The 14,792-nt window shown below is 63.2% G+C and carries 15 protein-coding genes and 1 tRNA gene; 9 read left to right on the top strand and 7 right to left on the bottom strand.

The genetic code is table 11. The annotated features are described in order from the left end of the window. Nucleotides 1–3: 3 nt before the first annotated feature. Nucleotides 4–894 carry a diacylglycerol/lipid kinase family protein gene (locus MU848_RS10450; protein WP_247231616.1) on the top strand — a complete coding sequence of 297 codons (891 nt, stop codon included), beginning with the start codon at nucleotides 4–6 and terminating at the stop codon, nucleotides 892–894. On the opposite strand, the gene MU848_RS10445 is transcribed toward MU848_RS10450, so the two are convergent. Continuing rightward, complete coding sequence (locus MU848_RS10445) at nucleotides 891–2,057, bottom strand: GNAT family N-acetyltransferase (RefSeq protein ID WP_247231614.1); 1,167 nt, start codon at nucleotides 2,055–2,057, stop codon at nucleotides 891–893. The genes MU848_RS10450 and MU848_RS10445 overlap by 4 nt on opposite strands. A gap of 142 nt (nucleotides 2,058–2,199) precedes the next feature. Between MU848_RS10445 and MU848_RS10440 the strand changes: the two genes are divergently transcribed. Continuing rightward, nucleotides 2,200–3,267, top strand: coding sequence for a fatty acid desaturase family protein (locus MU848_RS10440; RefSeq protein WP_201513485.1), 1,068 nt, complete (start codon nucleotides 2,200–2,202; stop codon nucleotides 3,265–3,267). 56 nt (nucleotides 3,268–3,323) lie between these two features. Here MU848_RS10440 and lptG read toward each other — a convergent pair whose 3' ends face one another. Together lptG and lptF are read right to left on the bottom strand one after the other, a co-directional pair. Continuing rightward, a complete protein-coding gene (gene lptG, locus MU848_RS10435) occupies nucleotides 3,324–4,424 on the bottom strand; it encodes an LPS export ABC transporter permease LptG (protein ID WP_247231612.1) in 1,101 nt (366 codons plus the stop codon). Between the two features lie 3 nt (nucleotides 4,425–4,427). After that, a complete protein-coding gene (gene lptF, locus MU848_RS10430; protein WP_247231610.1) occupies nucleotides 4,428–5,639 on the bottom strand; it encodes an LPS export ABC transporter permease LptF in 1,212 nt (403 codons plus the stop codon). A gap of 136 nt (nucleotides 5,640–5,775) precedes the next feature. Between lptF and MU848_RS10425 the strand changes: the two genes are divergently transcribed. Together MU848_RS10425 and MU848_RS10420 are read left to right on the top strand one after the other, a co-directional pair. After that, nucleotides 5,776–6,270 (top strand): DUF2141 domain-containing protein, encoded by a 495-nt coding sequence (locus MU848_RS10425; RefSeq protein ID WP_097091230.1) that lies wholly within the window; start codon nucleotides 5,776–5,778, stop codon nucleotides 6,268–6,270. A 6-nt stretch (nucleotides 6,271–6,276) separates the two neighbouring features. Further along, nucleotides 6,277–7,245: a diacylglycerol/lipid kinase family protein gene (locus MU848_RS10420; RefSeq protein ID WP_201513487.1), complete on the top strand. Its 969-nt coding sequence runs from the start codon at nucleotides 6,277–6,279 to the stop codon at nucleotides 7,243–7,245. A 78-nt stretch (nucleotides 7,246–7,323) separates the two neighbouring features. Here the strand turns inward: MU848_RS10420 and MU848_RS10415 are convergent, their stop codons facing one another. Further along, nucleotides 7,324–8,172, bottom strand: a complete 849-nt coding sequence (locus tag MU848_RS10415) for a class I SAM-dependent methyltransferase (protein WP_247231608.1) — start codon at nucleotides 8,170–8,172, stop codon at nucleotides 7,324–7,326. Nucleotides 8,173–8,217: 45 nt separating this feature from the next. On the opposite strand from MU848_RS10415, the gene MU848_RS10410 reads away from it, so the two are divergent. The 5 genes from MU848_RS10410 to MU848_RS10390 all read left to right on the top strand — a co-directional run bounded on the left by MU848_RS10410 (nucleotide 8,218) and on the right by MU848_RS10390 (nucleotide 10,689). After that, nucleotides 8,218–8,967 (top strand): ComF family protein, encoded by a 750-nt coding sequence (locus tag MU848_RS10410; protein ID WP_247231606.1) that lies wholly within the window; start codon nucleotides 8,218–8,220, stop codon nucleotides 8,965–8,967. 44 nt (nucleotides 8,968–9,011) lie between these two features. Further along, nucleotides 9,012–9,269, top strand: a complete 258-nt coding sequence (grxC, locus tag MU848_RS10405) for a glutaredoxin 3 (protein WP_097091234.1) — start codon at nucleotides 9,012–9,014, stop codon at nucleotides 9,267–9,269. Between the two features lie 5 nt (nucleotides 9,270–9,274). After that, nucleotides 9,275–10,105, top strand: coding sequence for a carbon-nitrogen hydrolase family protein (locus tag MU848_RS10400; RefSeq protein WP_097091235.1), 831 nt, complete (start codon nucleotides 9,275–9,277; stop codon nucleotides 10,103–10,105). Then, complete coding sequence (locus MU848_RS10395) at nucleotides 10,102–10,578, top strand: DUF1178 family protein (protein ID WP_097091236.1); 477 nt, start codon at nucleotides 10,102–10,104, stop codon at nucleotides 10,576–10,578. Before MU848_RS10400 ends, MU848_RS10395 begins: the two co-directional genes overlap by 4 nt. A 34-nt stretch (nucleotides 10,579–10,612) precedes the next feature. Further along, nucleotides 10,613–10,689 (top strand) — tRNA-Arg (locus MU848_RS10390). 87 nt (nucleotides 10,690–10,776) lie between these two features. On the opposite strand, the gene MU848_RS10385 is transcribed toward MU848_RS10390, so the two are convergent. From MU848_RS10385 to MU848_RS10375, 3 genes are all read right to left on the bottom strand, one after another. Then, nucleotides 10,777–11,112 (bottom strand): TM2 domain-containing protein, encoded by a 336-nt coding sequence (locus MU848_RS10385; protein WP_247231604.1) that lies wholly within the window; start codon nucleotides 11,110–11,112, stop codon nucleotides 10,777–10,779. A gap of 98 nt (nucleotides 11,113–11,210) precedes the next feature. Continuing rightward, nucleotides 11,211–13,430: an amylo-alpha-1,6-glucosidase gene (locus MU848_RS10380; protein WP_247231602.1), complete on the bottom strand. Its 2,220-nt coding sequence runs from the start codon at nucleotides 13,428–13,430 to the stop codon at nucleotides 11,211–11,213. A gap of 10 nt (nucleotides 13,431–13,440) precedes the next feature. Continuing rightward, nucleotides 13,441–14,541, bottom strand: a complete 1,101-nt coding sequence (locus tag MU848_RS10375) for a glycosyltransferase family 4 protein (protein ID WP_247231600.1) — start codon at nucleotides 14,539–14,541, stop codon at nucleotides 13,441–13,443. Between the last annotated feature and the right edge of the window lie 251 nt (nucleotides 14,542–14,792).

Below are 14,792 nucleotides of genomic sequence, written 5' to 3'. Positions count from 1 at the left end.
GGCATGGAAACGAACTCCCTGCCGCGCGAAGCGGCGCTGATCGTCAATGTCCACAGCCGCAAGGGGGAGGCGCTCTTCGAACAGGCGCGCGAAAAGCTGGAGGCGGCTGGGGTGCGCCTGATCGCCGCCCACGCCGTGCGCGATCCGGCGCGCTTGCAGGATACCGTGCGCCAGGCTGTGAGCAGCAGAGCGCCCATGGTCATCGTGGGCGGCGGAGACGGTTCCCTGTCAGGGACGGTGGATGAGCTGGTGGGCAAGAATTGCGTTTTCGGCGTGCTGCCGCTCGGCACCGCGAACAGCTTTGCACGGACGCTCGGTATCGGGCTGGACCTGGATAGCGCGGTAGAGACGATCGCCCATGGCAGGCGGCGGCGGATCGACCTGGGCATGATCGACGGCGATTATTTCGTGAACGCGGCTTCCTTGGGGCTGTCTCCGATGATCGGGGAGACGGTGCCGCATAAGCTGAAACGCTATCTGGGGCGTGTCGGTTATCTGCTGTGGGCGGTGAAATGTTCGGCCGGGTTCCGGGCGTTCCGCCTGACCATCGATGATGGCAAGGCCGAGCGGCGCATGTGGTCGACCGAGGTGCGGATCTTGAACGGGCCTTATCATGGCGGGGTCGAGCTGTCCGACCGTGCTGATGTGGACAGTGGCGAGATCGTGATTCAGGCGGTCGTAGGGCGCAGCCATGCGCGGCTGGCGTGGGACTGGTACGCCAAATTCTTCAAGTTGCGCGATCGGGATGCCCGAACCGAAGAGTATCGAGGCCAGTCCTTCCGCATCGAGACGCGGCCGCGGCAGCGCATCTCGATCGACGGGGAAGTCGTCGCCAGGACGCCCGCGACGGTGAAGATTGCGCCGGGCGCGATCGACGTGGCGGTGCCGCGTTAGGGCGTGACGAGGTCTTTCTCGTAGATCTGGTAGACTTTGTTCACCTTGCTGTCGATCGCGTCGGCGATGGCGTTCATGCCCTGATTGTCGTCCAGCACCCAGCCAATCTCACCCCGCGTCGCGCCATAGCGGGTGATGGCGTTGCGCCGGATATATTCGATCATCATGAAGGCAAGCTGGCTCGCGAGGCGCGATGATTGCAGCCGCTGAACCACCCCCATGAGGGGCACGCGCATGGTGCGAACCTGTGGCTTGCGCAGCCACCAAAGGAGCTTTGCCCAACCGAAGGGAAGCAGCGAGCCATTGAGCGGCGCGGTGGCTTCGTTGAGGTCGGGCAGGGTCATCATGAAGGCGACCGGTTCGCCATCCAGTTCGGCGATCATGATCAGATCCTCGAACACGATGGGCTTGAGCTTCTTGCCGGTGTGGGCGACTTCGGCGTCGGTGATGGGGACAAAGCCCCAATTCTTGCCCCAGGCGTCGTTGAGGATGCCGAGCAGGATCGCCGCTTCCGCATCGAATTTCGACTTGTCGACAGGGCGAATGCGGATGCGGTCGCTCTTTTCGCCCGACGATACGATGCGCTGGATGAGGGGCGGGAAGGGGTGAGTGATGTCGAGCTCATAGGTTTTGAGCTGCTTGATGGGCTGATAGCCCGCGCCCTCGATCATCGCCTGATATGCGGGGCTGTTGTGGCCCATCATCACCGTCGGCGGATGGTCGTGGCCTTGGATCAGCAGGCCGGGTTCTTCCCAGATCGACAGGGAAATCGGCCCCAAAACCCGGGTCATGCCCTTGGCGCGGAGCCAGTCTTCAGCCGCTTCGATCAGCGCCTTGCCGCTTTGCGCGTCCTCCGCTTCGAAAAAGCCGAAGTTTCCGGTGCCGGGGCCCATTCCCTGTTCGACTGGCTGGGCGAGCGCCAGATGATCGATATGGGCAGAGATGCGGCCAACGACGCGATTGTCGCGGCGGGCGAGGAAATATTGCGCCTCGGCATGGCCGAAAAAGGGGTTCTTGGCCGGCTCTATGACGCCGTACACTTCACTTTTGAGAGGCGGCACCCAATTGGGATCATTGGCATAGAGGCGCCACGGCAAGTCCACGAAGGCCTTTTTGTCGGCCTTGGATGTGACGGGGGTGATTACCAGATCGGAATGAGCCACGGCAGAGCTTTCGCTAAAGGACCGCAGCAGTTCGGCGCTTGTTTCGCGATTGTCAATCCGGAGCGCGCCTGATGACCCACCAAGGCGGATATGTCATGCCGCTGCCACGATTTCAGCGCATTTACCATTTAGGAGCGCATGCATGACTGTGCATGATCCCATCAGAGCGGACGCGGCCGTCAAGCGCGTCGCCATTGCCGATGACGCCGCGATGCTGCGCGCCGCTGCGGAATTGTCGCGCGAATTTGCAGTGGCGAACCCACGGATTTACTGGCCCGACCTGCTGGCATCGGCGCTGATCGGCTATGCGGCGCTTGCCGGAGCGATCCTTGCGAGCAATGTCGCGCTGGCGCTGGTTTGCGGGCTGGTTGCGATGCTGGCGCTCTATCGCGCGGCGAGCTTCATCCATGAGCTGACGCATATCCGCAAGGACGCCCTTCCCGGATTTCGGCTGGGCTGGAACCTGCTGGTCGGCATTCCGCTGATGATCCCGTCCTTCATGTATGAGGAAGTGCATACGCAGCATCATGCGCGCACCCGCTATGGTACGGCGAATGATCCGGAATATCTCCCGCTGGCGCTGATGAAGCCGTGGTCGCTGCCTTTGTTCATCCTGATCGCGTCGCTTGCGCCCGTGGGCCTGATCCTGCGCTATGGCGTGCTGGCCCCGCTCAGCATCTTCGTGCCCGCGCTGCGGCGGAAGGTCGTCGCTGAATTTTCCGCGCTGTCGATCAACCCGGCCTATCGCCGCCGCCCGCCGGAGGGCGCGTTCCGCCGCCGCTGGCTGTGGCAGGAGGCGGGCGCATCGCTGTTCGCGCTTGCCCTGATCGGCAGCGTGTTTGCCTTCGGATGGAAACCGTTGCTCGTCTATATGGCGGTGCACTCGGCGATGACCGTCATCAACCAGTTGCGCACGCTGGTCGCGCATCTGTGGGAGAATGAGGGCGACGCGATGACCGTGACGGCGCAATATCTGGATTCAGTGAATGTGCCGCCTCCTTCGCCGCTGGCCGCCATCTGGGCCCCGGTAGGCCTGCGCTATCATGCGCTGCACCATCTGCTGCCGAGCGTGCCCTATCATGCGCTGGGCAAGGCGCACGCCCGGCTGATTGCGGCGCTGGGCGAGGAGTCGCCTTATCATCGCGGCAATTATGCGGGCATGTGGCCGCTCGTCGGGAAGATCGCGCGGAGCACGATGGTTCGGCGTTGAGCACTCTTAAACGCCTGAGACCCCAGCGTTCGCTGGGGTGACGGGTGTAACTGGATTTATTCCTCCGTTCGGAACAGCACTGTTTCGCCTACCAGCAGGAACAGGAAGAAGGGCGCCCAGGCCGCGAGGATGGGCGGGTAAGCGCCGAGATTGCCCATGGCGAGCGAGAAATTGTCCGCTACGAAATAGGCAAAGCCGAGCGCCATGCCGATCACAGCACGGACGAACAACTGGCCGGAGCGCGCAAGGCCGAAGGCGGCGACCGATCCCAGGATGGGCATGAGCAGGGCTGACAGCGGCCCCGACAGCTTGTGCCAGAGGCTGCCTTCCAATTCGGCCGTCGGGCGGCCCGCGTCGCGCAAATCGCCGATAGCGGCCTGCAATTCGGCGAAGGTCATGGCGTCTGGATCGACCTTCGCCAGTGTGAACTGGTCGGGCCGGATCGCATGGCCGAACCGGACGGTGCCGATCTGCCGCTCCGTGCCGCGCGCTACGTCGAACTGCCGCGCATCCTCCAGCACCCAACTCTTGCTGGCCGTATCATAATGGCCGCGCGGCGCCTGAATGATGGTGGTGAGGCCATTGTTCACCCGATTGAAAATCTCGACCTTACGCAGCTGCACCGCAGTGCCGCGGCCCGCCACAATTGCGGCGGTAACGAGATTGTTGCCATCGCGCACCCAAGGGTTGGTCTTGATGCCGCTGTCGGTGGGAACCGGGCCATAATCGACCGCTTGCCATGCGCTGAGCGCAGCCGTCGCGCGGGCGACGACGCGTTCGTTGAAGGCATAGCTGATGACGGCGACACCAAGCGCGGCGGCGATCAGCGGTGCTAATATCTGATGCGCGGACAGGCCCGCCGCCTTCATCGAGATGATCTCGCTATTCTGGTTGAGGCTGGCGAGCATGATCAGCGTGCCGAGCAGCACCGAGAAGGGCAGGAATCGGGCGATGATCTGCGGTACGCGCAGGCCGACATAATGCCATAGCTGCGCATCGCCATTGCCCGCATAGGACAGGATGTCGCCGGATTCGCCGAGCAGGTCGAGCGTTTGCAGCACGACCACCAGCAGCGCCAGCACCGCAAAAGTGCGCGTCAGGAACAGCCGCGCCATGTACCAGCTGAGCTGGCGGGAGGGGAAGAAGTCGAACTGCATGGGTCAGGCTGCTCCCTGCGCGGTGGCCGTCCGCTTTCGCCCGAAGCGAAGCAGTTTGGCGACCTGCTTGCCCAGCTTGGCAAAGGCATATTCCAGCGCGCCGATCGGCTGACCGCCGGGGCGGTGCGCGACGACATGATACATCCAGAGGATCAGCCCTGCGGTCAGCAGGAACGGCGTCCAGAGCGCGATGATGGGGTCGATCCTGCCTAATGCGCCGACGCCTTGGCCATATTCGTTGATCTTGTGATAGGTCACGATGAAGACGATCGAGAGGAACACGCCCAGCGCGGAGGTCGATCGCTTGGGCGGGATGGCGAAGGCGAGCGCGGCCAGCGGCAGCAACAGCATCATCGCCACCTCCACCAGGCGAAAGTGGAAATTGGCGCGGATTTCGTTGCGCAGCTTTTCCGGCGTCGCGGGGTCATGACCCATGACGGCCAATTCTGGAATGGTCTTTTCCCGGTCCACGCTGCGTCCACGGAACCGCTCGATCTGCGGAAGGTCGATCGGCAGGTCATGGCTGGAGAAGGACAGGATGCGGGGCGACTTGTATTTCGGGGCATCGTTGACCAGCACGCCGTCGCGCAGGCGGAAGATGATGGTGTCCGGGTCATCCGTCGCCAGGAAGCTTCCTTGCGCGGCGGTCACGGCGACGGTCTGCCCGTCCTTGCCAGCGGCGCGGACGAATATGCCCTGGAGGTTGCGCCCCTCATCCAGGCTGCGTTCGATGCGCAGCGTCATGCGCTTGCCGAGGCTGGTGAATTCGCCGACCTTGATCGAAGCGCCAAGCGCGCCTGATCGCAGTTCGAAGCGCAACGCTTCATAGGCGTGGCGGGAGAGGGGCTGGACGAAACCGACGATGCCAAAGTTGAGCAATGCAAGCGCGATCGCATACATATAGGGTACGCGCAGCAGGCGTCCGTAGGACAGGCCGACCGCGCGCATCACGTCCAGTTCCGACGACAGGGCAAGCTTGCGAAACGCCAGCAATATGCCGAGCATCAGGCCGATCGGGATGCCGAGCGACAGATATTCCGGCATCATGTTGGCGAGCATGCGCCACACGACGCTGACTGGGCCGCCCTCCGCCGCGACGAAATCGAACAGGCTGAGCATCTTGTCGAGCACCAGCAGCATCGCGGAAATGACCAGCGTGCCGAGCATGGGCAGCGCTATCAGACGGGCGAGATATCGGTCGGTGGCGGTCAGCATTCTCTATGTGGTCGTCCCATCACCATGATTTGGCCGCAAACCCCGCTCATAGCAGAATCACGGAAATGAAGTTCGCGGGGGCGAACAGGGGCTCGCCGTCCGGTTTCCTCGGGCGGCTATAGCTTCACGGAGTTGGATGGTCATGTTCAAAGTTGCGATGGGTCTTCTGCCGGTGGCGGCCATATTTGCGGCTGCCCCAGCGCTGGCTCACAGCGAGGTCATTGCAAACGACCTTGCTCGTTGCGGCGAGTCCGCCAAGGGACCGGCGCTGCTGGTCGATGTCCGGGGTTTCGCGGCGGCGACCGGCAAGGTTCGCGTTCAATCCTATCCCGCCACCAAGAATGCGTGGCTGTCGAAGGGCGCATGGCTCAACCGGATCGATACCGTAGTACGTCCCAGCAATGGCGGTATGCGCTTTTGCATGCCGGTGCCGGAGCCGGGCCGCTATGCCATCGCGGTGCGTCATGATCGCGACGGCGACGGGAAAACCAGCATTTCGCGCGATGGCGGCGGCTTTTCCAACAATCCGTCCATCAGCATCTTCAACCTGGGCAAGCCGTCGGTCGAAAAGGCCGCCGTCAAGGTCGGGCCTGGTGTGACGCGGATCACCATTAAACTTCAATATATGTGAGTTCCGATGGTCCGGGTCGCGCTTCTGTCCAATCCCAAGTCGACGGGCAACCGGCAGACGCTACCGCGCGTGCGGAGCTATTGCGCCAGCAACCCGGACATCTTTCACTATGAGGTCGAGCATGTGGACCAGATCGGCCGCGCGCTGCAGACCATCGCACGGGTCGATCCGGTCGTCATCGTTATCAACGGCGGTGACGGCACGGTGCAGGCTGCGCTGACGGAGTTGTACCAGGGCGAGCATTTCACAGGGCGCGTGCCGCCCATTGCGGTGCTGCCCAACGGCAAGACCAATCTGATCGCGCTCGACCTTGGCATCCATGGCGATCCGATCAAGGCGCTGGAGCGGATCGTCCAGATCGCCAAGGCAGGCGTCGATGATCATGTGGTTGCGCGCGAGCTGATCGCCCTTTCGGACGGCCGGGCGGAATCGCGGCCGGTGCTGGGCATGTTCCTGGGCGGCGCGGGGCTTGCGGACTATATGCTTTACTGCCGCAATCAGATTTATCCTTTGGGGCTATCCAACGGCATCAGCCATTTCCTGACCGTCATCGCCGTGCTGGTGTCGTTGATCTTCGGCATTCGCGCCCGTTTCCTGCCGCAATCCAGCCATCCGGTGCGTATTTCGCTGATCCGGGAAGGGCAGCTGGCGGGCCGCTTTGCCGTGTTGATCGTGACGACGCTCGACCGGCTGCTGCTGGGCGTGCAGGCGGGGGACAGCCGTCGCGGCAACATGAAGTTGATGGCGGTGGACCAGAGCCTGGCAGCGCTCATGCGGCTGGCCTGGGCAAGCATCACGCGCCGGGTCGGCAAGTCGCAGGTGCAGGGCGTGCATCTGGAGCAGGGCGACATCATTCGGATTGAGGGCGACCATAGCAGCGTCATCCTGGACGGCGAGCTGTTCGAAGCGTCGGAGGGCAAGCCGATCGTGCTGCGGTCGACGGAGCCGGTGCCTTTCCTGCGGTTGGCGGCGTAGAGCTACGCGACTTGCTTAAGAGTTCTTATCACTGTTCGACGCTCAGCCCGAACGGAGTTGAGAGGCGCTGAAAGGGCCTTAATCCTTCCGCTTGAGCGCTTCAGCCAGCGAAACGGTCGCGCTGCCCCGCTTGGCAGGCTTGGCCTGGCTCGGATCCGGCTTCCACCCGCTTAGATAGACTATCGCCATGTCCTCTGCCGTGCGGCCATCCGGGTCCGCCGCGGAGGCGAAATGCTGGCTTGCCCCTATCAATGTGTCCCTGCGCAGGGCCGGAGGATGCGACGCCAGCACATTGCCCGCACCCATCCCGCGCAAGTCATGCATCAGGCGCACTATGTCGCCATAGCGCACGGTCAGCGTCTCGCTATCGGCGACCGGCATGGCGAAACCCGCGCGGCTCAAAAGGTCGCCTGCCGCGCGCACGTCCACTTGCGGGTGGATATGCTGGGCGGGCCGATCGCCCTCCCCGGTCATCAGCGCGGCGCGCAGGCGCGGAAGGCTGCCCGCGCCGGCGAAGGCCGCGAGCAGCAGGCCATCGGGCCTCAGGATGCGCCGCATCAGGATAAGCGCGCCGGGCAGGTCGTTGACGCTGTCGAGCGTGCCGCAGGCGATGATGAGGTCGAAACTGTCGTCGGCGAAGGGCAGCGCGTCCTCTTCCGCCTGCACCCCGCCTTGCGCGCGGGCTGCGGCAAATCCGGGGTCGGCGCACACCACTTTCTTGCCCCTCGCTTCCAGGGCGGCGCGAGCGCTGCCATCCGGGCAGCCGATGACAAGGGTTTCGGGAAGTTCGCGCTGCACATCGGCGAGCCGGTCGAGCAATTCGTCCAGCATCGCGCGGTAAAGGAAGTCATGCTCGGAAAAGCGCGGCATCATCCGGTCCCGCCGCCGGGCGCGCAATTGGCGATCGAAGATGTCGGGCTGGGTCATTGGCGGGCCTTGTGCATTGGAGCGGGAGCGGGAACAAGGGAGATCATGCATCTCGCCTCCCTTCTCAAGGGCGCTGTCCGCCCGGCGCTCGATTATGCGCTGCCGCCGCGTTGTCCCGGATGCGGTGTCATTGTCGAGGCTGACGACGCCTTTTGCCTGACCTGCTGGAGCGGGATGCGTTTCTTGGGTGAGCCATGCTGCGCGCGATGTGGTGTGCCGTTCGAGCATGACCGGGGCAGCGACGCGGCATGCGGCGCTTGCCTGGCCGAGCCGCCGCCGTTCGACAGCGCGCGGGCGGTGCTGGCCTATGGCGACATTGCGCGGAATGTGGCGCTTAAGCTCAAATATGGGCGGCGTATCGGCCTCGCGCGGCTGGTCGCGCGGCATATGGCGCGGCGCTTGCCCGCTTTCGAAGCGCCACCCGTAATCGTCCCGGTGCCGCTGCATCGCTGGCGGTTGTGGTGGCGCGGCTTCAACCAGTCGGCGCTGATTGCGGACCATCTTGGCAAGGCGTCGGGGATCGTCGTGGACAAGCATGCGCTGCTCCGCGTCCGGGCGACGCAGCCCCTGCGCGGCATGCATGCACGGCAGCGGACCAAGGCGGTCGCGGGTGCCTTCGCGCTGGCGAAGGGGCATGGCGTCAAGGGCAGGGCGGTTCTGCTGATCGACGATGTCCATACCAGCGGTGCGACCGCCGCCGCCTGCGCGCGCGCGTTGAAACGCGGCGGCGCGTCCAGCGTTCACCTGTTGTGCTGGGCGCGGGCTTTGCCGGAAGGCGCCGAAGGCACTGATTGACAAAGGCTTGCCCAGCCACAATTTCAGCGCGCAAGGAGTATCGAATGGCGAAGGTCGAAATCTACACGAAGGCATGGTGCGGCTATTGCGCGCGGGCCAAGGCGCTGCTGGAAGGCAAGGGCGTCGCCTTTGACGAATATGACATCACGATGGGTGGGCCCAAGCGCAGCGAAATGCTGGATCGCGCCAATGGCGGGACCACGGTGCCGCAGATCTTCATCGACGGCAGGCATATCGGCGGCAGCGACGACATGGCGGCGCTGGATCGTCAGGGCAAGCTCGACCCGCTGCTGGGCGTGTAAGCCACATGCGCGCGGCCGTCCTTCAGATGACGAGCGGGATCGATCCCGCGGCGAATGCGGCGGCCATCGTCGAAGCTGTCCGCCAAGCGGCCGAGCAAGGCGCGGATATGCTGTTTACCCCGGAAATGGCGGGCTATCTTGACCGCAACCGCGCGCGGGCGGCGGAAACATTGCGGAGCGAAGCCGACGATCCGGTGTTGGCGACCGTGCGCGAAGCTGCGGCCCGGCACGGCCTTTGGGTGCATCTTGGTTCATTGCCGCTCAGGCAAGAGGATGGCGACGAGCGCTGGGTCAATCGCAGCTTCGTGATCGACAACAAGGGTGAGATCCGCGCCCGTTATGACAAGATCCACCTGTTTGACGTCGATCTGGCGACAGGGGAAAGCTGGCGCGAGTCAGCGGTCTACCGCCCAGGCGAAAAGGTTGTGGCAGTTGATACGCCATGGGGCCGGATGGGCTTGTCGGTCTGTTACGACCTGCGGTTCCCGGACTTGTACCGCGCCCTCACCAATTCGGGCGTGACGATGCTGCTCGTGCCCGCGGCCTTCACCGTGCCGACCGGCCAGGCGCATTGGCATGTCCTGCTCCGCGCCCGTGCGATCGAGGCGGGCTGCTTCGTGATCGCGCCTGCGCAAACGGGCCGCCATGAGGATGGACGCGAGACATATGGTCATAGCCTGGTCATCGACCCTTGGGGCGACATCCTGCTGGACATGGAGGAGAAGGCGGGACTGGCTCTTGCCGACATCGACCTGTCGCGCGTAGAGGAGGTTCGCGGGCGGGTGCCTGCGATCGCCAACCGGCGAAATATTCCAGTGGACGTGACCCTTTCGTGATTGTCTTCGACCTCAAATGCAATTCCCATGGCCATGTGTTCGAAGCTTGGTTCGGGTCCAGCGCGGACTATGAGGATCAGTTGGCCCGCGGTTTGCTGGCGTGCCCGATGTGCGGCGATCCGGAGGTGTCGAAAGCGCTGATGGCGCCCGCCGTCGCAGCAAAAGGGAACAGCAGGAAGCCGGAAATGATGCCTGCGGACGCGCCGACCGCTCCGGTCGCCATGGCAGGAGACGAGGCGCGGATGCGCGAAATGGTGCAGGCGCTGGCACAGGCGCAAGCAAAGGTCCTGGAAGATTCGACCTGGGTCGGCCGGGGCTTTGCCGAACATGCCCGCGCCATGCATTATGGCGAGAAGGAGCGGTCGAGCATTCACGGCGAAGTCGCCCCCGACGAAGCGCGCGCGCTGGTTTCGGAAGGCGTCGAGGTCGCGCCGCTGTTGTTTCCTGTCGTGCCGCCCGAAGCGAAGAATTGACCCCGCTGCATCGGCAGCATAGAGCCACTAGCGGGCGCCCATAGCTCAGCAGGATAGAGCGTCGGATTCCTAATCCGAAGGCCACAGGTTCGAATCCTGTTGGGCGCACCACTTCTTCAAACAACGGGGAAAATGGCGGTAGGCGCTACCCAACGGGATGTGGAGAGCCGCGCTGCCATGGCAGGCGGCCCCCTTCATTCACGCCATGGCTTCGATCGTCATGCGGTGGCGCAGCGTGTCGACGCGCTCCCGGATGATACCCGGAATGAGGAACAGGTCGATGAACGCCCAAAGGCCTGAGATGATGAGACCGATGATTGTGAGGCCAAGGATCAGCATCACGGCACCGGTGCCCTTTTGACCTAGATAAAATCGGTGGATGCCAAAGCCGCCAAGAAAGAAGCAGAGCAGATAGGCCGCTCCCGTCGATGGCTTTTCATTGGTGATCCGCTGCTCGATAAGCATGCGCTGCGTATCGGTAAGACGGCCCGCATGTGGCTGTTCGACAGCTGAAGCCGTTGCTTCGATGGTCATCATTCCCCCCTGATCTTCGCTCCCCAAGCGAAGCCGCCATATACCGCGATTTCCGGACGTTACGTCAACGCAAATCTCACCGCTTCACCCGGCGGACGTCAGGATATGGTCACGACCCGCGCAGGTCCGGTCCGGTCGAGCGGCTTGACGACCACCTTGTCGTCCATCCGGTCAAAGGCGATGTCGACCGACGCTTCCCCGACGCGCAGGCCATATAGCCTCAGTTCGTCAAGGAAACGGGGAAGGGCGGGTTCGCGCAGGGAGATTTCCGGCCCGGCCACATCGAAGCCGATGCCGAGGCTCGACTGGATGAGGGAGAGAGGCGCGGCGGCTGACCATGCCTGCGGGCTGCAGGCGACGGGGTAGAAGGTCGGGCCCTGTGCACGGCGGCGCGGGAATCCGCAGAACAGTTCAGGCAGGCGCATGAGATCGACATAGGTGGCCGCCGCGAACAGCCCCTCGAATATCTGGGCCGCCTCCCGCTTGTAGCCGTAGCGTGAAAAGCCCGCCGCGATGAGGGCATTGTCGTGCGGCCAGATCGACCCGTTATGATAGCTCATCGGATTGTACCGCGCTTCGGTGGAGGCGATGGTGCGCACCCCCCATCCGGAAAAGGAGGCTGGCGCCATCAGCGTCCGGACCACGGACTCCACCCTGTTTTCCTTTGCCAGGCCAGTGAAGAGCACATGGCCAGCGTTCGACGAACGCACACGGCATGGCCGCTTTTCCCCGTCGAGCGCGAGCACATAGGTGCCAAGTTGCGCGTCGAAAAAGGCATCGTCAAAATGGTCGCGCAGGCGATCCGCCCTCGACCCATAATCCAGGCCGCGCGCAGCATCGCCGAGCGCGACGTAGATGACTTCGGCGGCTTTCCAGGCCCCGTAGATATAGGCCTGAACCTCGGCAAGGGCGATGGGTCCACGGGCGATCGAACCGTCTTCGTGGAAAACGGAATCATGGCTGTCCTTCCAGCCCTGATTGGTAAGGCCCTGGTCCGTCAGGCGGCCATATTCGACGAAGCCGTCCTTGTCCCGATCGCCATGATCGTCGATCCACAGCAGTGCCGCTTCGATATTAGAGAGCAGGCTCGTGACGAAGGAGACGTCCCCGGTGCGCTCCAGATACGCGCCCGCGAGCATGATGAACAAGGGAGTGGAATCGATGCTGCCATAATAGTGGCGGAAGGGCACTTCGCCCAGTTCCGCCATTTCGCCATGGCGCACCTCATGCAGGATCTTACCGGGTTCCGCATCGGCAGCGGGATCAAACTGCGTCGCTTGATGCTTGGCGAGATAGCCCAGCACGCCACGGCTCATCGCCGGATCAAGCCAAAGCGTCTCCAGCGCCGTGATGATCGCGTCGCGGCCAAACACGGTGCTGAACCATGGGATGCCGGCATAAGGGTAGGGGCCATATTCGGTATCGGTGGACAGCATCGTGATGTCCGCGACGGATCGGCGCGTGACCTCATCGAACAGCGGGTTGGACGATCGCACCGTCGCGCCACGCGCCCGCGCCTGTTTCAGCGACTGCATGGATTCGCGAAGGGCTTTCAGGAACTGACGCGAGAAGGGTTCGGGCGCGAGTTCCACACGTTCGCAAGCGATCCGCATGTACAAGGTGCGCCGTTCACCGGCTGGCACGACGATTTCGAAGGCGGCGTGGCTTTCGGTAAGCTCCTGGGGCTGTGGATCGAAGCAGATATGGGTTTCGCGCGTCTTTGCGTCTCGCCCCTCATAGGCGAGCAGCACGTCTGCGGGACCGAGCACCGGCGGCTTCATCGATCCTTTCCGCAGCCGCGTCATGCCACGTATCTCGAACAGGTCGGCAAAGTCGGCGGCAAAGCCCACGTCGACCCGCACGGTTCGCGCTTCGGCATCGAAATTGCGGATAGTGATCCGCTCGTGAATCGCGGATTCCCAGAGAAACCGTGTGCGGCGGAAATGGATCAGGTCATGTTCCACCGCGACCCTGCCATCGTCGCCCGGAAAATCCGGGTTGGTGAGGTCGCATGTCAGGATGGCATTGTCATCACGCAGCGCTGAACTCAGCAGGATCGGCCGCTGCCCATTGATCGTCAGGTACAGGTGCGACAGGTGCCGGGTGTCCCGGTGGTACAGCCCCTCCGGACTGCCGGGCCCGGCAATCGCGTCGCCGCTATGATCGAACACCGCAAAGCTGTCGCCATGCTTCAACGTTCGCGGCCTCCGCTCGTGCAGGGAAGCTGTGGCCGGAATGAAGAATTGGGTCTGCTGCTGGGACAGGGACTTTGCCGGTTCGGCTGCCAAGGCTTCTGGCTGCAACTGGCTCACTGTCATGCAACGCTCCTTATCCGACTACCTGCAAATGAAGTTCCGCTTCGTCCCCGCGCTCGCGGCGGAGCCTTGCGGCATCGGTTCGTGCGCCGGGCAGAGCATGGTAGAGCGAGACATAGCCTGCCGCCATCCGGTCTGCCGTGAAGCGTGCGTCAAAGGCGGCGCGCACGGCGCTGCGATCAAGTTCGCCGAGCCGGGACACGGCTTCCACTGCCTGATCCTCGGTATCGACGATGAAGCCGGACACACCATGGTCGATGATCTCCGGCACCGAACCGCAGCGGAAGGCGATAACGGGCGTGGCGCAGGCCATCGCCTCGATCATCACGAGGCCGAACGGCTCTGGCCAGTCGATCGGGAACAGAAGTGCGCTGGCGCCTCCAAGGAATTCCGCTTTTTGCGTTTCGTTGATCTCTCCGATGAAATCGATGTTGGGATAGAGGCTGAGGAGCGGCGCAATCTCCGCTTCCCAATATCCCTTGTCCACATTGTCGATCTTTGCGGCGATCTTGAGCGGCTTGCCTGAGCGGGCGGCGATGCGGATCGCGCGATCGGGCCGCTTTTCAGGCGATATGCGCCCCAGGAAAGCGAGATAGCCATCGTCGCAGGCGATCTTGGGCGGCAGCAGATCGGCGGGAAGACCGTGATAGACCGTCCCCGCCCAGTTCACCGGCGGCATCGGCAGCCTTTGATGATCGGAAATGGACACCAGGCTGTGGTTGGGGAAGGTCTGGTAGAAGGGGACCAGATCGGGAAGGTCCAGCCGCCCATGCAGAGTGGTGATGCACCGGCCGATGATGTCTTGGAACATCGGCATGTGGACGAGATCGATATGAAAATGCAGCGCATCGAATTCGTCGGCGCGCTGACGCACGGCATCGAGCAGCATCATGTGATAGGGGATGGGATCGCGGACATGGGGATTGAGCCGCAACGCCATGTCCGTCACCGGAACCAGTTCCGCGCGCGTGATGGAATCTCCGCTGGCGAACAAGGTCACGTCATGGCCCTGGTCGATCAGGGCTTCGGTCAGGTAGGAAACGATACGCTCGGTTCCGCCATAGAGCTTTGGCGGCACGCTTTCGGCCAGTGGAGCGATTTGCGCGATTTTCATTCGGTAACCCCATCATTGGACTTGAAAGCCGCCACGGCGCGGAGCCGTTGACGTGGGTTAAAAACTTAAATGTTGGTTCGGTTGCATAGGATTGTACGGCTAGTCGCGGTTCAGGGGCGTACCGTGGAACGGTGCGCCGTCAGCAATGCGGCACATGCCTTTCAAAGCCCTCCAGCAACAATTTGTAACATTCGGCAAATTTCAGAGACATTTGCGCCTCCTATGCGTGAGCCGGTTGCCTTTCGTCGGCA

It is taken from the genome of Sphingobium agri, from assembly GCF_023051225.1.
Lineage (GTDB): Bacteria > Pseudomonadota > Alphaproteobacteria > Sphingomonadales > Sphingomonadaceae > Sphingobium > Sphingobium agri.
The sequence above is the reverse complement of the archived record's forward strand: the minus strand, read 5'-3'. Positions and strand labels throughout refer to the sequence as shown.

Bases quoted from the DNA above. Each gene is read 5' to 3' on its own strand.
- MU848_RS10450 (WP_247231616.1), top strand. From the start codon at position 4: ATGGAAACGAACTCCCTGCCGCGCGAAGCGGCGCTGATCGTCAATGTC.
- MU848_RS10440 (WP_201513485.1), top strand. From the start codon at position 2,200: ATGACTGTGCATGATCCCATCAGAGCGGACGCGGCCGTCAAGCGCGTC.
- lptG (WP_247231612.1), bottom strand. From the start codon at position 4,424: ATGCAGTTCGACTTCTTCCCCTCCCGCCAGCTCAGCTGGTACATGGCG.
- lptF (WP_247231610.1), bottom strand. From the start codon at position 5,639: ATGCTGACCGCCACCGACCGATATCTCGCCCGTCTGATAGCGCTGCCC.
- MU848_RS10425 (WP_097091230.1), top strand. From the start codon at position 5,776: ATGGTCATGTTCAAAGTTGCGATGGGTCTTCTGCCGGTGGCGGCCATA.
- MU848_RS10420 (WP_201513487.1), top strand. From the start codon at position 6,277: ATGGTCCGGGTCGCGCTTCTGTCCAATCCCAAGTCGACGGGCAACCGG.
- MU848_RS10415 (WP_247231608.1), bottom strand. From the start codon at position 8,172: ATGACCCAGCCCGACATCTTCGATCGCCAATTGCGCGCCCGGCGGCGG.
- MU848_RS10410 (WP_247231606.1), top strand. From the start codon at position 8,218: ATGCATCTCGCCTCCCTTCTCAAGGGCGCTGTCCGCCCGGCGCTCGAT.
- grxC (WP_097091234.1), top strand. From the start codon at position 9,012: ATGGCGAAGGTCGAAATCTACACGAAGGCATGGTGCGGCTATTGCGCG.
- MU848_RS10400 (WP_097091235.1), top strand. From the start codon at position 9,275: ATGCGCGCGGCCGTCCTTCAGATGACGAGCGGGATCGATCCCGCGGCG.
- MU848_RS10385 (WP_247231604.1), bottom strand. From the start codon at position 11,112: ATGACCATCGAAGCAACGGCTTCAGCTGTCGAACAGCCACATGCGGGC.
- MU848_RS10380 (WP_247231602.1), bottom strand. From the start codon at position 13,430: ATGACAGTGAGCCAGTTGCAGCCAGAAGCCTTGGCAGCCGAACCGGCA.
- MU848_RS10375 (WP_247231600.1), bottom strand. From the start codon at position 14,541: ATGAAAATCGCGCAAATCGCTCCACTGGCCGAAAGCGTGCCGCCAAAG.